Here is a 16,209-nt window from a genome sequence, read left to right as displayed (position 1 = left end):
GGTAACAACCGACCGGGCATACATGAAAAACGGCGGGGCTGCCAGCCCCGCCGTTTTTCATACTCCGATGCGCCGTTAGTAATTCGCGGCCTGGTACGGGTACCGCTGCTGGTGTAGGGCGGCTACGCGCTTGGCCAGCAGCTCGCGCAGCTCCTCCAGGTTGGTGCGCTCCTGGGCCGAGATGAACACCACCGGGTCGTGCAGCTTGGCCATGTACGTGGCTTGCAGCTGTGCCAGCGGCGGGCGCGGGGCGGTGCCGTCGTCCTCGGCATCCAGCACTTCGCCGAAGGGGTCGTGCTGGGCGTCGTCCTGCTTGTACTGGTCTATCTTGTTGAACACCAGTAAGACCGGTTTGTCGGCCGCGCCAATGTCCGACAGCGTGTCGTTCACCACCTGAATCTGTTCCTCAAAGCCGGGGTGCGAAATGTCCACCACGTGCAGCAGCAGGTCGGCTTCGCGAATCTCATCAAGCGTGCTCTTGAAACTCTCAATCAGCTTGGTGGGAAGCTTTCGGATAAACCCAACGGTGTCGGAAAGCAAAAACGGCGTTTGGTCGAGCACAATTTTGCGCGTGGTGGCGTCCACGGTGGCAAACAGCTTGTTTTCGGCAAACACGTCGGCTTTGCCCAACACGTTCATCAGGGTGCTTTTACCTACGTTGGTGTAGCCCACCAGGGCCACGCGCACCAGGCCGCCGCGGGCCTTGCGCTGGGTGTGGCTCTGCTTGTCGAGGTCTTCGAGCTTTTCCTTCAGAAAGGCAATCCGGTCACGCACGATGCGGCGGTCGGTTTCAATTTCGGTTTCACCCGGTCCTTTCATGCCCACGCCGCCGCGCTGCTTGTCCAAGTGGGTCCAGAGGCCGGTGAGGCGGGGAAGGAGGTACTGGTATTGAGCCAGCTCCACCTGCGTGCGCGACGTGGCCGATTTCGCCCGCAGGGCAAAAATGTCCAGAATCAGCAGCGAGCGGTCCACGATTTTCACCAGCAGCTCGGCTTCCAGGTTGCGCAGCTGCGAGGGCGAGAGGTCGTCGTCGAACACGACCATGCTCGTGCCTTCGTGCTGCACCCAGGCCTTGATTTCGGCCAGCTTGCCCTCGCCCACATAGGTCCGGATGTCGGGCTTTTCGAGGCGCTGCACAAAGCGCTTGGTGGCGGTGGCGCCGGCCGTTTCGATGAGAAACGCCAGCTCGTCCAGGTATTCGCTGGTCTGGGCTTCGGACTGGCGGCGTGGGGGCACGCTCACCAGCACGGCGGTTTCCTGCTCTTTGGCCGTGTCGTAGGCGCCGCCGGTTTTGGTGGCCACGTAGCCGGTCTTGGCGTTGTCGGTGGTGAAATGCCGGGTGCTGGCAGCGGGCTTGCGGCCGCCAGAAGATTTATTTGCCATGTTGAGGTTGTCTAATCAATTCCCCTACGCAAATGGGGAGGAAACAGGTATCGCGCCGGCCTTAGCGCAAGGTAAGCGAGTAGGCCACCACCTGCTGCACCTGCGCCGGCGTGAGCACCTTGCCAAAGGCCGGCATCTTGCCCATGCCATTGCTCACCAGATACGTGCGCCCAAAGGCGTTGAGGTTGCTTTTGGTGAGGTCGTGGGCACCGTTGGCGCCCTTCTTGCCGTTGGCCCCGTGGCAGCGCACGCAGTTCTTTTGAAAAATAAGCTGGCCCGGCAGCGTCGGCGGCGTGGCCAGAACCGGGCGGATGGGGAGCAGGGGCAACATCAGCAAAGCCGCAAAACGAAGGTTCATAACAAGCACAACACACAAATGGGCAACAAAGTACCGGCTTAGCGAGCGAATGAGTGGCAGCGCGACGGGGTAGCGTAGACAACCAAGCAACTAAAGCCCCGTAGGCCCGACCTTTGCCCTTCAATTAACTCGTCACTCCCTTACCAAGTCATCGTTCGTGCGCGTCGCTATCGTTATCAATACCAGCTGGAATATTTGGAATTTCCGGGCCAGCCTCGTGCGGGCTTTGCAGGCCGCCGGCCACGAGGTGCTGGCCATTGCCCCGCCCGATGATTATTCGCAGCGGCTAGAAACCGAGTTGGGCTGCCGCTTTGTGCCCATTCTCATGGAAAACAAGGGCACCAACCCGCTGCAGGACGCCGCCCTCACCCGCCGCTTCTACCAGATTTACAAGCGCGAAAAACCCGATGTGGTGCTTCACTACACCATCAAGCCCAATATTTACGGCAGCATCGCGGCCAAGCTGGCCGGCGTGCCCAGCATCAACAACGTGAGCGGGCTGGGCACGGTGTTCATCATCAAGAACTTCGTGAGCAAGGTGGCGCTGGGCCTCTACCGCTTCGCGTTCCGCTTCCCGCACAAGGTGTTTTTCCAGAACGGCGACGACCGGCAGCTATTCCTCGACAACGGCCTCATTCGCCCCGAAATCACCGGTCTGCTGCCTGGCTCCGGCGTCGATACCGACCGGTTCCGGCCCGCGTCGCAGTTCCAGCGCCAAACCCCGTTTGTGTTCCTGATGGTCGCGCGGGTGCTATACGAAAAAGGCGTGGTAGAATACTTTGAAGCCGCCAAAATCATTCGGGCGGCCGTGCCCGGCACCCGCATTCAACTGCTCGGCGGCCTCGACGAGGCCGGTGGTGTGGGCGTGCCCCGCGCCACGTTCGAAGAATGGCTGAAAACCGGCGACATCGAATACCTGGGCCGGTCCGACGACGTGGCCGCCCACCTGCACCGGGCCGACTGTGTGGTGCTGCCCAGCTACCGCGAAGGCACCCCCAAAACCCTGCTCGAAGCCGCGGCCGTGGGCAAGCCCCTCGTCACCACCGACGTGCCTGGCTGCCGCGAAACCGTGGTCGACGGCCTCAACGGCTACCTCTGCCAGGTGCGCGACGGCCAAAGCTTAGCCGCCAAAATGCTCCAGGTACTGCAGCTTCCAGAAGCCGATTTGCAGCGCATGGGCCAGGCCAGCCGCCACCTCGCCGAAACCAAATTCGACGAGAAGCTGGTGCTGGACAAGTACCTCACTGCCGTCGCGGAGGTGAAAAATAAAGCCGCCATTCACCTCGTCCCTAGTAAAAGTCCGGTCCTACCTTTGTCCTGATGCAAGCAATAACCCACGCCCTGCCGGGCCTCATCGAATTCGTTCCTCGCCTATTTGGCGACCCCCGGGGCGTGTTCTACGAAACATTCAGCGCCCGCCTCATGCAGGAAATGGGCCTGCCCGCTGACCTCAATTGGGTGCAGGACAACCAGTCCAAGTCGCAGCCGGGCGTGGTGCGCGGCCTGCACTTCCAGCGCCCTCCTCACGCCCAGGCCAAGCTGGTGCGCGTGGCCAAGGGCCGCGCCCTCGACGTAGTGGTGGATATTCGCCGCGACTCGCCCACCTTCGGTCAGCACGCCAAAGTTGAGCTAAGCGAAGCCAAAGGCAACATCCTCTTCGTGCCCGTAGGGTTTGCCCACGGCTTTGTGGCGTTGGAAGAGGACACACTTTTTCTCTACAAATGCTCCGACTACTACGCGCCGCCCGCTGAAGGTGGTTTGCACTGGAATGACCCAGACCTGGGCATCGAGTGGGGCATTGCCGACGCCCTGGTGTCGCCGAAGGACGCGGTGCTGCCCACTTTTGCTGAACTGGAAAGCCCGTTTTAGTCATTTAACTGTTAATTGAAATCAAAGCAGTTCCACTAGGGTCTCCAGGGCCATGCCGCGGCTGCCTTTCACCAGCACCTGTTGGCCGCGTACCGGGTGCTGCTTGAGCCACTCGGCGGCATCGGCCTTGTTTGCAAAATGCTGAGTCTGGGCTGCCACGGTGGCCGCGGCGCTCATTTCTGGCCCAATCAACAGCACGGCGGGTAGGTTTAGCTCAGCGAGCAGCTGGCCGAGCTGGCGATGCTCAGCGGCACTGTCGTCGCCTAGTTCGAACATGTCGCCCAATACCGCCAGCTTAGTTTGCCCAGCCGCTGCCGGGCGCGCTGCGAAGCTGCGCAGCGCCGCTGCCATGCTGCTGGGGTTCGCATTGTAGGCATCCAGAATCAGGTCGTTGCCGGCGGCGGTGCGCAGGAGCTGCGAACGGTTGTTCTGCGGATTGTAGTGCGCCAGGGCGGTAGCTACTTTCTCTGGAGCGATGCCAAAATGCAGGCCCACGGCGGCGGCGGCGGCCAAGTTCGGGAAGTTATAGTCGCCGGTGAGCTGGGCGGCTATGTCGGTGCCGTCAGCCAGGCGCAGGGCCACGGCGGGGTCGGCCGAAAGCAGCGTGGCGGGGTAGGTGTCGGCGGGGCCGGGGTAGGTGAGGCGTGTGGGCACGGCAGCGGCCAGGGAAGGAAGGCGGGCGTCGAGTGTGTTGACGAACGCTGTGCCGCCGGTGCGGGCCAGGTAGTCAAACAATTCGCCTTTGCCCAGCGCCACGCCTTCGGCCCCGCCAAAGCCTTCGAGGTGGGCCTTTCCGATGTTGGTGATGAGGCCGTACGTGGGGAGGGCCAGCTCGCACAGTTCGGCGATTTCGCCCCGGTGGTTGGCGCCCATCTCAATCACGGCGAAGTTGTGCTCGCCGGAGCGCAGGCGCAGCAGTGTGAGCGGCACTCCAATGTGGTTGTTGAGGTTGCCAATGGTGGCAAGGACCTGGAATTTCTGGGCCAAGACGGCCGTGAGGAGTTCTTTGGTGGTGGTTTTGCCGTTGGAGCCCGTGATGGCCAGCACCGGAATATCGAACTGCTGGCGGTGGTGCCGGGCCAGCTCCTGTAGGGCCACCAGCGGGTCGGGCGCGTAGGTGTAGCGGGAAGGGTCGGTGGCGGCCAGTTCGGCATCGTCGACGACGGCGTGGCAGGCGCCCTTTTCCAGGGCTTGCGGCGCAAACGCGGCGCCCCGGAAGCTGGGGCCGTTCAGGGCAAAAAACAAGGTGCCGGGCTGAGGCTGACGCGAATCGGTGCTGACGTGGCCGCTGGCGGCCAGGTAATGGGAGTAAAGCAGCATGGGAGCGGACTGTAAGGGCAAACCGGGTGTAAATTGCTGCAAAGGTGGGCGTGATTTTTGTACCCAATGCCATCCGGCCGCCTCAACTGTCACGCCAACCAGCGCCCATGCTTCGCTCTACCGTTTTTTTGCTGGCGCTGCTGGCGTTTTCCTTCGCCGCAAAAGCACAGGCCAGCGCCGGATTTGGGTTTGAATACCGGCCCGCGGCCAAGGTGGTAGAGGGAACGGATACCCTCCGCAATGCCTGGGCCGGCGGCTTCAACACCCCCCAGTTCAGCACCATCGACCTGAACAACGACGGCCAGCCCGACCTGTTTGCCTTCGACCACGAAACCAACCGCTGCTACACGTTTTTGAGCGTGGCCGCGCCTGGCACCACGGCCGGCCGCCGCTGGCTTTATGCTCCTGAATACGAATCACTCTTTCCCGCCGACCTGCAAAGCTGGGCCCTGCTACGCGACTACGACTGCGACGGCCGCCCCGACCTGTTTACCTACATCAACGGCGGCGAAATCCGAGTGTTTCGCAACGTGCTGGCCAACGGCCGTCCCAGCTTTCAGCTCACCACCAACCAGATTCGGTTTTCGGGCACGTTTTCGGGCACGGCCAACCTCACCATTGGCGGCTACAACCTGCCCGCCATCCAGGACGTGAACGGCGATGGCAAGCTCGACATCATGAGCTACGATTTTATCAGCGCCTCCTTTATTGAGCTGTACCTCAACACCAGCCCGGGCAGCTGCGGCAGCGCCCTCACCTTCAACCTGCAAACCGACAACTGGGGCGGCATCCAGGCCTGCGGGGGCTGCGCTAGCTACATGTTTAACGGGCAGCAGTGCTTCCTGGCGCGGCCCAACCACACCGGCGGCCACAGCCTGCTGCTGCTCGACCTCGACGGCGACGGCGACCAGGACCTGCTCGACGGCCGCGACAACTGCCCCGAGCTGGTGCGGCTGCTCAACCAGGGCACGGCCCTGGCGCCCGTGCTCACACAGGCCGGCATCAGCGCGAGTTTTCCCTCGGCGGCCACGCCGGTGCACGTGCCGGTTTTTCCGGCCGGCTATTCCTTCGATGCCAACTTCGATGGCCGCCCCGACCTGGTGGTGGCGCCCAACATGCTCAACAACCTCGCCGACCTGGTAAGCTTTCGCAACTCGGTGCAGCTGTTTGAAAACACCGCCGCCAGCGGCCCGCCGGCCTTCGCATACCGCCCCGCCGGCTTCCTGCAAAACGAGATGATAGACGTGAGCGAAGGCGCCGCGCCCACCCTCGGCGACCTCGACGGCGACGGGCTGCCCGACCTGCTCATTGGCAACCTCGCCGACCGGGTCAACAACTTGTACCGCGCCACGCTCACGTACTACCGCAACGTGGGCACGCGCACCCAGCCGGTGTTCAGCCTCGTCAGCCGCGACTACCTGGGCCTCTCGGCCCTGAACCTCGAGGGCCTCAAGCCGGTGCTGGTGGACCTGAACCGCGACGGCGCCCTCGACCTGGCCTACAGCGCCTGGGACCGGGGCACCAACCTCATTTATTATATCCTGAACACCGCCCGGGCGGGCCAGCCGGTGGCCTTCAGCGCGGCCAATGCCGTCAGCTTAAAGCCCCAGGGCGCGGCTACTACTGGTGTGCTGCCCTACTCCAAAGGCGACATGCCCTGCTTCACCGATGTGGATAACGACGGCTTCGTTGACCTGCTCATCGGTACCAACGAAGTGCGGGAGCCGGGCATGGCCCTTCGCTACTTCCGGAACCGCGGCCAGGGCTCGTTAGAAAATGCCTTTGTGCTGGTGGACAACGACTTCGGTCGCATTCGTGACGCCACCGGCGCGCGGCCGTTCAACCTAAGCCCCACGGTAGCCGACTTCGACGGCGACGGCCAGCCCGACCTGCTCACGGCCGATGCTACGGGCCTGCTGCGCTTCTTCTCCAACTACCGCGCCCAGGCTGGCCTTTTCTCCGAGCGCACCGACGTGCTCTACAACCCCCTCACCAGCCAATACGAGCCCACCCGGCTGGGCCAGGAAATCTACGCGCACTACGGCTTGGCAGCGGCCGACCTGAACGGCGACGGCGCCCCCGAGCTCTTGGTGGGCACCGAAGCCGGCGGCATCCTCAGCTACGGCACCCGCAACCGCACGGTCACGGCTACGAAGCCCGCCGCAGCGCAGGCCCTGGCCCTGAGCATTTACCCAAACCCCGCCACGGCCTCGGCCACCGTCGAGACGGCAACTGCCACCCGCATTACGCTGCTCGACCTCACCGGCCGCGTAGTGCAAACCGTGGGCGCCGCCCAGCGCCGCCACACGTTGTGCCTGGTTGGGCTGGCTGCGGGCGTGTACCTGGTGCGGGCCGAAGGAGCCGACGGGGCGGCTGCCGTGCAGCGGCTGCTGGTGCAGTAAGGGCAGCCCGCACAGCTACTTCACAGTGGTATTGAGTCCTAACAGTCAGAACAATCAACCCGATGGAATTTAGCGCGGGGTGATTATGATAAATTCCCTCGTTTTGATTTATGGGAGGTTGCGAACGCCCGGTTATAGCAGTTCACGAAACTCATCTTCATTTTGAGTTTCGTGAACTTTGATTAGTGAACGAGTTTCTTAAACTCAATCTGAACCTTAGGGCTACTTTGCCAGTCCGGTAAACGCCGATGGGCAGTGGTTCACGCAAAGGAGCTAATAAATCCAACCTAAGACGAGCCCGCCCGTGCTACCTTTCCGCCATGCGCCGCTCCTTGCCCCTTTACCTGTCCTTGTTGCTGTTGACTCAATGCAGTAAGTGCAAGAACGACCCTCGGCCTCTCGACCCAGCCGCGCAGCTACCGCCGGCTACCCAGACCGGAGCAGGCACCTTCGGCTGCCTCGTCAACGGTCAGCCCTACACCCCACAAGGGCGGGTGGGACTAGGCCCTAATTTTGACGTGAGTTACGACCCGGGATTCAACGGCGGCGACTTAGTAGTGCGAACATACCGGGTCCTGGCTGGTGAAAAGAAAGCACTTGCGTTCAATGCTATAAACATTACAAGCCCTGGTTCCTATCCGTTTGGGCCAAGACAAGGGGAAGCCAAAGGCTCGTTCGACGACGACAACCGGGCCCTCCCGTGCAATGAATTTGAAGCCAGTCGGTCGGGCACTTTCAGCAAGGGCACGCTCACCATCACGCGACTCAACTTGCAGACCGGCATCATTTCGGGCACCTTCGATTATACCCTCGCCAAGCCCGGCTGTGACACGATTAAAGTGACGCAGGGCCGCTTTGATGACAAATTATAATACTGAACGAGCTGCGTTCAGGAAAACGGTGGAACTCTTCCGCCACCCCTTGCCAGGCGGCGGGGTGTGCTAGCTTTGCTCCATGCGTTTGTTTGAAGCTGGTGATGGCATGGAAAAGGTGCCGGGCGTAGTCTGGGTGGTGGCCATCGGCGTGGTGACGAGCGTGGTGGTCGCCGTGGGCGCGGCCATCGTAGCGGGCGGCTTGTGGCTGGTCGACTGGCTCAGCAGCGGGACGTAACGAGGGGTTCAGTGAAAGTGTCCGACTAGCAAAACGAGCGTTTCTTTCCCGCACCGCGAGCCCCGCGCTTAAAACCTGTACCCGACTGCAGCCCCCGCCGTTGGTGTGAGCAAGGTGTCAAAGGGCAAATGGCCCACTGACCTGGACTGGCCCCGGTCGCGCAGCCCTAAAACGATGGCCTCCCCGCCTATGAACGTGTCGAGGGCCAACCGGGAACCCAGCGCCCACTGCCGCCCGATGTGCAACGCGGCTTGCGCGCGCCACGCTTGAAAGTTCTCGTTGCCCAGTTTAACGTCGGTGTGCGTCATGCTACGGGTTTCGTAGGTGCCGACGACCCCGCCGCCCACGTAGAGGCCCACGCCCGGCGCCTTTCCGCGCTCCAACACGTAGCGCACTTGCGTGGTCAAGGAGACGTGTCGCCGCCGCGTCCTGGAATGGTCGTTGTAAGAGGCCTCTTCCAGAGGGGTGCTGTCCGGATGGTAGACAATGTATTGGTCATGGCTTCGGATGGTTTGCTGGTTGTATCCCACCCCCGTGTGCAGTCGAAACCGCGTCGAGAGCGCCGTTTCGAACCCAAGCGTGTACTCCGCTGGCTGGCCGACGCCGCAGTTGCCTCCGCGAAAGCCGACGGTAAGCACGTGGGACCGCAGCGGTACCGGGGCACTGGTTTGCCCAGCGGCTGAAATAGATTCGCCCATGCACAAGCCGAGCAAGGCCGCGAAAAAGTAACTGTGTTTCATCCAGCCAAGGTAAAGGAAAAGAATAGGGAGCCGCGTGCGTGCTGTGCAGGTCCCAGCGAAACGATGACCGGCAACCCCGCTGCAGGGTTGCACGCGTCCCTTCCAGCGCCAGCGGTTTAAAGGCAACTGACGTTCGCTAGTTTAGCCAAACGGTGATTTACGTAAGATTGCAAACCACTTTACATGCTACAACGACGACCATTAAAACGTGTAAGAAGCCATTCACCCCGTTGGCGGGCTGAGCACGCTACTCGCCGCACAGCTCAAAGGCATCGCCGTCGTTCAGGGCGGCGAACTTGGTGCGGAAATCTTCCAACTCGTCGCGGCGTAGCGTGTGGGTGAAAACGCCGGCCTGCTCGTTGGCTTCTACTAGGTAATTGCCGCGCGCATCGATTAGGGCCGAATCGCCGGCGTACTCGTGGTTCAGGCCATCGTGCCCGATGCGATTCACGCCCAGCGCGCAGGCCACGTTCTCGATGGCGCGGGCCCGTAGCAGCGTCATCCAGGCCATGCGGCGCACGGCGGGCCAGTTGGCCACGTACAGCAGCAGGTCGTAGGGCTCGGTGGGCTGGTTGCGGCTCCACACCGGAAAGCGCAGGTCGTAGCACACGAGCGGGCAGATGCGCCAGCCGCGCCATTCCTCTACCAGGCGGGCGCGGCCGGGGGTGTACACGTGCTGCTCGCCGGCCAGCGTAAACAGGTGGCGCTTGTCGTAGGTGCTCAGGCTGCCGTCGGGGCGCACCCAAAGCAGGCGGTTGAAGTAAGCACCGTCTTCCTGGATGATGACGCTGCCGGTGACTACCGTGTTGTGGGCGGCGGCGTGGGCGCGCATCCACGCCACGGTGGGGCCGTCCATGGGCTCGGCCAGGTCCGGGGCCTCCATGCTGAAGCCGGTGGTGAACATCTCGGGCAGCACGATGAGGTCGGTGGGCGCCGCCAGCCGGGCCAGGGCAATGTCCAGCGTGGCGCGGTTGGCGATGGCATCGTGCCAGTGCAGCTTCGTTTGGACGAAGGAAACGGTGAGGTCTGACATGGCAGGCAATTAACAGGTAACCGATTGGGGCGCTAGTCGCGTTGCAGGCGCGTGGCCGCGGCATCCAGCGTGTTTCGCTCTTTGGCAAAGCAAAAGCGAATCAGCCCGTTGTCAAAGCCATCGTGGTAAAATGCGGACACCGGCACCACCGCCACGCCTTTGTCGCGGGCCAAGTGCTGCGCAAAAGCCAGGTCGTTGTCCGAAGAAAACGCCCCGTAGCGGGCCAGCTGGAAGTAGCCGCCGGGCACGGGCAGCAAGTCCCAGCCGGCACCCACCAGCAGGGCGCGGAACTCATCGCGCTTCTGCTGGTAAAAATGGGCCAGGCCGCGGGCATGCGCGTCCGTGGTATCGGCGGCGAGCACGTCGGCCAGGGCGTGCTGGGTGGGCGTGTTCACGGCAAACGTGACGAACTGGTGCACCCGGCGCACCTCGGCGGTGAGGGCGGGCGGGGCAATGCAGTAGCCCACTTTCCAGCCGGTGGCGTGGTAGGTCTTGCCAAAAGACGAGAGCACAAAGCTGCGCTCGCGCAGCTCCGGGTGCTGGCGGGCGCTCATGCGCGGGGCCCGGTCGAACACGAGGTGCTCGTACACCTCGTCGCTTAGCACGAGGGCGTCGGTCCCGGCCAGCAGGCGGGCCATTTCGTGCCAGTCGTCGGCCGTGAAAATGGCGCCGCTGGGGTTGTGGGGTGTGTTTACCATCACCAGCCGGGTGCGCGGCGACACCACCCGGCGCACAGCCTCCCAATCGGGGCGGAAGTGCGGAGCGGGCAGGCGCACGTAGCGCGGCACTCCGCCCTGCAGCCGGATGGCCGGCCCGTAGAGGTCGTAGGCCGGCTCAAACACCAGCACCTCATCGCCGGGCCGCACCACGGCCGCCAGCACCGCATACAGGGCCTCCGTGGCGCCGGCCGTAACGGTGATTTCCGTGGCCGGGTCGGGCGCGGGCGCATCGGCCTGCAGGCGGGCTACCTGGGCGGCAATGGCTTCGCGCAGCCGGAGCAGCCCCGGCATGGGGGCATACTGGTGGTGGCCCGGCGTGCGGGCATGGCGCGCCAGGGCTTCCATTAGCTCCTGGGGCGGGTCGTAGTCCGGAAATCCCTGGGCAAGGTTAATGGCACCGGTTTCCTGGGCCAGCAGAGTCATTTGGGTGAAAATGCTGACGCCGACGTCCGGAAGTTTGGATTGGAGCACGGGGAAGGGGTGAGATGAAAAGGCGAAAGAACAAAAACTCCCTTCCTTATAAAAAGGAGGGGAGTTTATTATTTGTGTCTGATTATTGAGCTGAATTACAAATAAATATGGAACGTCGTGCCTTCGTCAACGGCGCTGGTGACTTCCAGCTGGCCGCCGTGGTTTTGCACGATGCGGTTGACCAGGTACAGGCCCATGCCGGTGCCTTCGATGTGGGTATGAAAGCGGCGGAAAAGCTGAAAGAGCTGCGGGCCAAAACGCTCCATATCAATGCCGATGCCGTTGTCCTGCACCGTGAGGATGGGGCGGCCGGTCACGGCATCGGGGGTGCTGCTAAGGCGGATGAGGGGCGGCCGGCCGGGCGCGGAGTACTTGAGCGAGTTGCTGATGAGGTTGAAGAGCAGGCTTTGCAGGTTGGGCCGCACGAAGGTGACCACCGGGAAGGTGGCAAAATCGAGGGCAAACGTGGCGCCGGTCTGCCGCACCAGGTCTTGCAGGCTGCCGATGACTTCATCGACCAGCGGCGCCAGCATTACCGGTTCGGGGGGCACTTCCTGCTGCTGGCGCTGGCCCCGAACAATGGCGCTCAGGTCGTCGATGGTGCCAAAAATCTGAGCCAGGGCCCGCTCAAAATAGGCGATGAGCTTGATGGCGTCGGGGTCGCGGAAATACGCCGTGCGGGTCAGCTCCTCAAAGATGCCCGCCATGTTGTTGATGGGCTGCTTGAGGTCGTGGGAGGCGGTGTACACGAAGTTGTCCAGGTCCTCGTTGGTGCGCACCAGGCGGGCGTTCTGGGCTTCGAGCTGCTGCTGCACCTGCTTTTGGTCGTCGATGTCGGTGCAGGTGCCAAACCACTTGATGATGCTGCCATCGGCGCCGCGCTGGGCCCGGCCCTGGCCCAAAAACCAGCGATAAACGCCGTCGTGGCGCCGGAACCGGTACTCTATCTCGAAGAACTCGCCGGTTTCCACGCAGCGCTTCCAGCGCAGGTTGGTCATGTTCAGGTCGTCGGGATGAATCACGGCAGGCCAGTTGGCGCGGTCGCCGCTTTCGGCCGGCTCCACCCCCGTGTAGTCGTACCAGCGCTGGTTGATGTAGTCGTTGCCGCCCACGCCGGTGCTGGTCCACACAATCTGGGGTACGCTTTCGGCCAGGAAGCGGAACTGCTCCTCGCGCCGCACCAGCTCTTCCTGCAGCACGCGCTGTTGGTGCACGTCGGTGTTGGTGCCGTACCATTTCAGCACCTGGCCGCCGGGGGCGCGGCGGGCCTGGGCCTGGCCCAAGAACCAGCGGTACTGGCCATCGTAGCGGCGCAGGCGGAACTCAGCTTCGAAGTAGCGTTGGCTGGCAATGGCCTGGTCCCAGCGGCTTTGCATGGGGGCGCGGTCGTCGGGGTGCACAAAGTTGAGCCAGTGGGCGGCCCCGCTGCGCTCCATCGACTCGCCCACGTACGCGGCCGTGCGGTGGTTGAAAAAATCCACGGTACCGTCCGGCTGAGCCGTCCACACCTGCTGCGGAATGCTCTCAGCCTGAATGCGCAATTCCTCCTCGCTGTCGCTGAGCTGGTCCTGGAGCTGGCGCAGCTCCGTCACGTCGGTGTTGGTGCCAAACCAGCGCACCACCTCCCCGGTGGCGGGGTCGCGGATGGGCCGGGCCCGGCTCAGAAACCAGCGGTGCTCGCCGTCGTGCCGGCGCAGCGGGAACGTGTCTTCCCACGGCTCGCCGGCCTGAATGCTCGCGACGTAGCGGTCCCGAATGCCGTCTACCAGCGCCGGGTCGTGCACCTGTTGCCAGCCCCAGCCCTGCATGCTGTCGAAGGTAGTGCCGGTGTAGTCGTACCACTGCTGGTTGTACCAGAAAATGGCGCCCTGCGCATCGGCCATCCAGGCCAGCTGGGCAATGTTGTCGGCCAGTGCCGCAAAATCGGCGCGGCTGCGGGCCAGCTCCTCGGTGCGCTCGTGCAGCTCGTGAATTTTTACGGTGGCGGCGCTAAACCCCGCTACCCGGCCGTTGGCATCGGTGTAGGGCTGGGCCTTGGTCTGAAACCAGCGCAGCTCGCCGTCCTTGCGCCGGCACCGGAAGGTGGCTTGCCAGGGCTCGCCCGCGGCCATGGCCGTTTGGGCCAGGGCGCTTACGGTGGCCCGGTCGTCGGGGGGCAGCACGCCCCATATCTCATCGGACGAGGCGGCCGGGTCCAGGCCCGTGTATTCGAAGAAATACGGGTTGGTGTACGTGATTTGGCCGTCGGGGCTGAAGTTGAAGATAAACACCGGCACCGATGCCGTGATGGTGCGCACCTGCTCGTCGCGGCGGTTTATTTCGGCGGCCAGCTCCTCGGCCTGTTGGCGGGTACGTACCCGTTCGGTCACGTTCAGCGCAAAGGTCAAAATGCCGGTGATGTGGCCTTGCCCATCGCGAAGGGCAATGTAGCTGAAGTCAAAATACTGCGCCGAATCCCCCGGCGTATTATCCGCCTGGAGCCAAACCGGCACCTCTTTGCCCACGAAGGTTTCGCCGGTGCGGTACACGCGGTCGAGCAGCTCAACGAAGCCCTGCGTCGCCAGTTCCGGAAGGAGCTCGGCCATGGGCAGGCCCAGCTGAATGCGGTGGCCCAACAGCTGGCCATAGCTTGAATTAAAGAAGGTGAAGCGATGCTCGGGGCCTTCCGTGGTGGCCAGCATGGCGGGCGCCTGGTCCAGAATCTGGCTCAATTGCCGGTCTTTGTCTTCTAGGCGGCGCTGGGTGTCGCGCAGCTCGTGCACGTCGAGCAGGTAGCCGTAGCGCTGCCGGAGGCGGCCCGCGGCGTCCAGCTCTGGCACGGCCTCCGTCATAAACCAGCGGTACTGGCCGTTGGCCCCGCGCAGGCGCACTTCTATCCGGCCCAGCCGGGCAAAATTGATGCTCTGCCGAATCTCAAACCGGGTTTTTTCCTGGTCGTCGGGGTGCAGGCGTTCGGCCCACACCATGTCCACCTCGTCCCATTCGCCGCCGGGCTTCTGGCCCGTGAAGGCGTACCACTGCGGGCTCATGTAGGTGGTGCGGCCGGTGGCGTCGGTGGTGAAGGTGATGATGGGCAGCACTTCGGCCTGGCGGCGCAGGCGGCGGTCGGCGGCGCGCAGGTCGGCCTGCAGCCGCTCAGCCTCCTGGCGGGCCAGCACCTGCTCGGTCACGTCGACCCCAAAGGCCAGGATGCCGGTGGCCTCGCCGCGCCCATCGCGCAGAAGCTGGTACGTGAAATCGAGGTATACCTGCCGGAGCTCGCCGCTGGCTGTGTCCAGCACCTGCAGGGGCATGGCCCGGCCCTCAAACGTTTTGCCGGACTGGTACACCGTGTCGAGCAGCTTCACAAAGCCCTGTTCGGACACTTCGGGCAGGCAGCTGGCGGCGGGCGCGCCCACGCGCGGCCGGTGCCCCATCAGCGCATCGTAGGCGGCGTTGGTAAAGGTGAAGCGGTGGTCGGGGCCGGCCACGGTCGCAATCATGGCCGGGCTTTGGCTCAGAATCTGACTGAGCTGCTGGTCTTTGGCCTGGAGCTGGAGCTGGGTTTCGTGCAGGTCGTGAATGTCGAGGTCGGAGCCGAACCACTGCCGCGAGCGGCCGGCGGCCTGCGCATCTTCCAGCGGCTCGGGCACCCCCTGGCTCATAAACCAGCGGTACTGGCCGTCGTGCCGGCGCAGTCGCAGCTTGTAGCGCCAAGGCGTGCCGGCGGCCAAAGCGGCCTCGTACTGCTCCAGCACATTGGGGATGTCGTCGGGGTGCAGCCGCGCCATCCATTCCCGGTCGAGGTCCTCGGGGGCAGTGCCGGTGTAGGCAAACCACTGGGGGCTCACGTAGAGTATCTGCCGGTCCTGGTTGGTGATGAAGGTGATGGTGGGCAGGCTTTCGGTCACGCGGCGCAGGCGCTGGTCGGCGGCCTGGGCATCGGCCGTCAGGGCCTCGTTGCGCTGGCGGGCCTGCACTTGCTCGGTTACGTCGAGGCCGTAGGCCAGCACGCCCGTGGCCTGCTCGCCATACAAAGGGAGGTACCCAAAGTTGTGGTAGCGCTCCTGCAGCTGGCCGGTGGCCGGGTCCCACAGCTCGGTACGTTCTTCGTGGCCAAACAACGGCTGACCGCTGTCGCGCACCTGCTGGAGCATCTGCAGGTAGCCTTGGGCCGTTATTTCGGGCATGCTATCGGCCACGGTGCGGCCCAGGGCCGCGCGCTCGCCCATGGTGGCCCGGGCCTGGGCCGAGAGAAACGTAAACTCCAGATTGGGCCCCTCCATCGTGCTGATGGTCAGGGGCAGCTGGTCCAGGATGCGCTGGATGCGCAGCCGCTGATCTTGCAGTTGTGCCTGGCTATGGGCCGTGCGCAGCTGCGTGGCCACGTCCAGCAGGCGCAGCAGGATGTAGCGCAACTCGCCCAGAGCTTGGCCATTAGCCGCTGGGGCATGCACGGGCTGCAGGGTAACTTCCCAGTAGGAGGGGGCTGGTGCGTCCGCTGCTGCTTTCGAAGGTATTTCGCCAGCCCATTCAGGCGTGAGGACTTGGGGGGCGCCGGCCTGAGCCGCCCGCAGGCCCGCATCCCAGACATCGGGCGCTACCAGGATGTTGCCGGTGGCGGCCAGCGCTTCGGCCAAGGCGGCCAGGGGCTGGCCCACCAAGCCGCTGGCCCCACCGAGCAGGGCAGCCATGGACGTATTCTGCGCCAGAATGGTGCCATCGGGCGCCAGTGCCACAAACGGAGTAGGCAGCGCGGCAAACAGCAGCTCAAAGTCTAGGGCACGTGTCGCGGAAGGGGACATACAGGGCGAGAGCAGCGAAA

12 protein-coding genes are annotated in these 16,209 nt (G+C 63.7%); 5 read left to right on the top strand and 7 right to left on the bottom strand.

Annotated elements, in window-relative coordinates:
- Positions 1-75 precede the first annotated feature (75 nt).
- Together hflX and LJ738_RS09260 are read right to left on the bottom strand one after the other, a co-directional pair.
- Positions 76-1,383 (bottom strand): GTPase HflX, encoded by a 1,308-nt coding sequence (gene hflX, locus LJ738_RS09265; protein WP_227786050.1) that lies wholly within the window; start codon positions 1,381-1,383, stop codon positions 76-78.
- 61 nt (positions 1,384-1,444) lie between these two features.
- The gene (locus LJ738_RS09260) at positions 1,445-1,741 is read right to left on the bottom strand and encodes a c-type cytochrome (protein ID WP_227786049.1); all 297 of its coding nucleotides are present in this window, start codon (positions 1,739-1,741) and stop codon (positions 1,445-1,447) included.
- A gap of 157 nt (positions 1,742-1,898) precedes the next feature.
- Here LJ738_RS09260 and LJ738_RS21485 point away from each other — a divergent pair, with 157 nt between their 5' ends.
- Together LJ738_RS21485 and rfbC are read left to right on the top strand one after the other, a co-directional pair.
- Positions 1,899-3,062: a glycosyltransferase family 4 protein gene (locus LJ738_RS21485; protein ID WP_227786048.1), complete on the top strand. Its 1,164-nt coding sequence runs from the start codon at positions 1,899-1,901 to the stop codon at positions 3,060-3,062.
- Positions 3,062-3,610: a dTDP-4-dehydrorhamnose 3,5-epimerase gene (gene rfbC, locus LJ738_RS09250; protein ID WP_227786047.1), complete on the top strand. Its 549-nt coding sequence runs from the start codon at positions 3,062-3,064 to the stop codon at positions 3,608-3,610. The genes LJ738_RS21485 and rfbC overlap by 1 nt, the downstream gene beginning before the upstream one ends.
- A gap of 21 nt (positions 3,611-3,631) precedes the next feature.
- Here rfbC and LJ738_RS09245 read toward each other — a convergent pair whose 3' ends face one another.
- A complete protein-coding gene (locus LJ738_RS09245; RefSeq protein ID WP_227786046.1) occupies positions 3,632-4,930 on the bottom strand; it encodes a UDP-N-acetylmuramoyl-tripeptide--D-alanyl-D-alanine ligase in 1,299 nt (432 codons plus the stop codon).
- A 107-nt stretch (positions 4,931-5,037) separates the two neighbouring features.
- Between LJ738_RS09245 and LJ738_RS09240 the strand changes: the two genes are divergently transcribed.
- The 3 genes from LJ738_RS09240 (at position 5,038) to LJ738_RS09230 (ending at position 8,442) form a co-directional block, all read left to right on the top strand.
- A complete protein-coding gene (locus LJ738_RS09240) occupies positions 5,038-7,332 on the top strand; it encodes a T9SS type A sorting domain-containing protein (protein WP_227786045.1) in 2,295 nt (764 codons plus the stop codon).
- 320 nt (positions 7,333-7,652) lie between these two features.
- Positions 7,653-8,204: a Riean_0653 family protein gene (locus LJ738_RS09235; protein ID WP_227786044.1), complete on the top strand. Its 552-nt coding sequence runs from the start codon at positions 7,653-7,655 to the stop codon at positions 8,202-8,204.
- Positions 8,205-8,286: 82 nt separating this feature from the next.
- Positions 8,287-8,442 carry a hypothetical protein gene (locus tag LJ738_RS09230; RefSeq protein WP_227786043.1) on the top strand — a complete coding sequence of 52 codons (156 nt, stop codon included), beginning with the start codon at positions 8,287-8,289 and terminating at the stop codon, positions 8,440-8,442.
- A gap of 68 nt (positions 8,443-8,510) precedes the next feature.
- Here the strand turns inward: LJ738_RS09230 and LJ738_RS09225 are convergent, their stop codons facing one another.
- From LJ738_RS09225 to LJ738_RS09210, 4 genes are all read right to left on the bottom strand, one after another.
- On the bottom strand, positions 8,511-9,140 hold the full coding sequence (locus tag LJ738_RS09225; RefSeq protein WP_227786114.1) for a DUF3575 domain-containing protein: 630 nt from the start codon (positions 9,138-9,140) through the stop codon (positions 8,511-8,513).
- A gap of 289 nt (positions 9,141-9,429) precedes the next feature.
- Positions 9,430-10,215, bottom strand: a complete 786-nt coding sequence (locus LJ738_RS09220; protein WP_227786042.1) for an amidohydrolase — start codon at positions 10,213-10,215, stop codon at positions 9,430-9,432.
- Positions 10,216-10,247: 32 nt separating this feature from the next.
- Positions 10,248-11,405 carry a methionine aminotransferase gene (locus tag LJ738_RS09215; protein WP_227786041.1) on the bottom strand — a complete coding sequence of 386 codons (1,158 nt, stop codon included), beginning with the start codon at positions 11,403-11,405 and terminating at the stop codon, positions 10,248-10,250.
- 95 nt (positions 11,406-11,500) lie between these two features.
- Positions 11,501-16,189, bottom strand: a complete 4,689-nt coding sequence (locus LJ738_RS09210) for a PAS domain-containing protein (RefSeq protein WP_227786040.1) — start codon at positions 16,187-16,189, stop codon at positions 11,501-11,503.
- Positions 16,190-16,209: the final 20 nt, after the last annotated feature.

This window comes from Hymenobacter plasmatis, assembly GCF_020711255.1.
Lineage (GTDB): Bacteria > Bacteroidota > Bacteroidia > Cytophagales > Hymenobacteraceae > Hymenobacter.
Note: the sequence above shows the minus strand (reverse complement) of the source record. Positions and strands in the feature narration are given on the sequence as shown.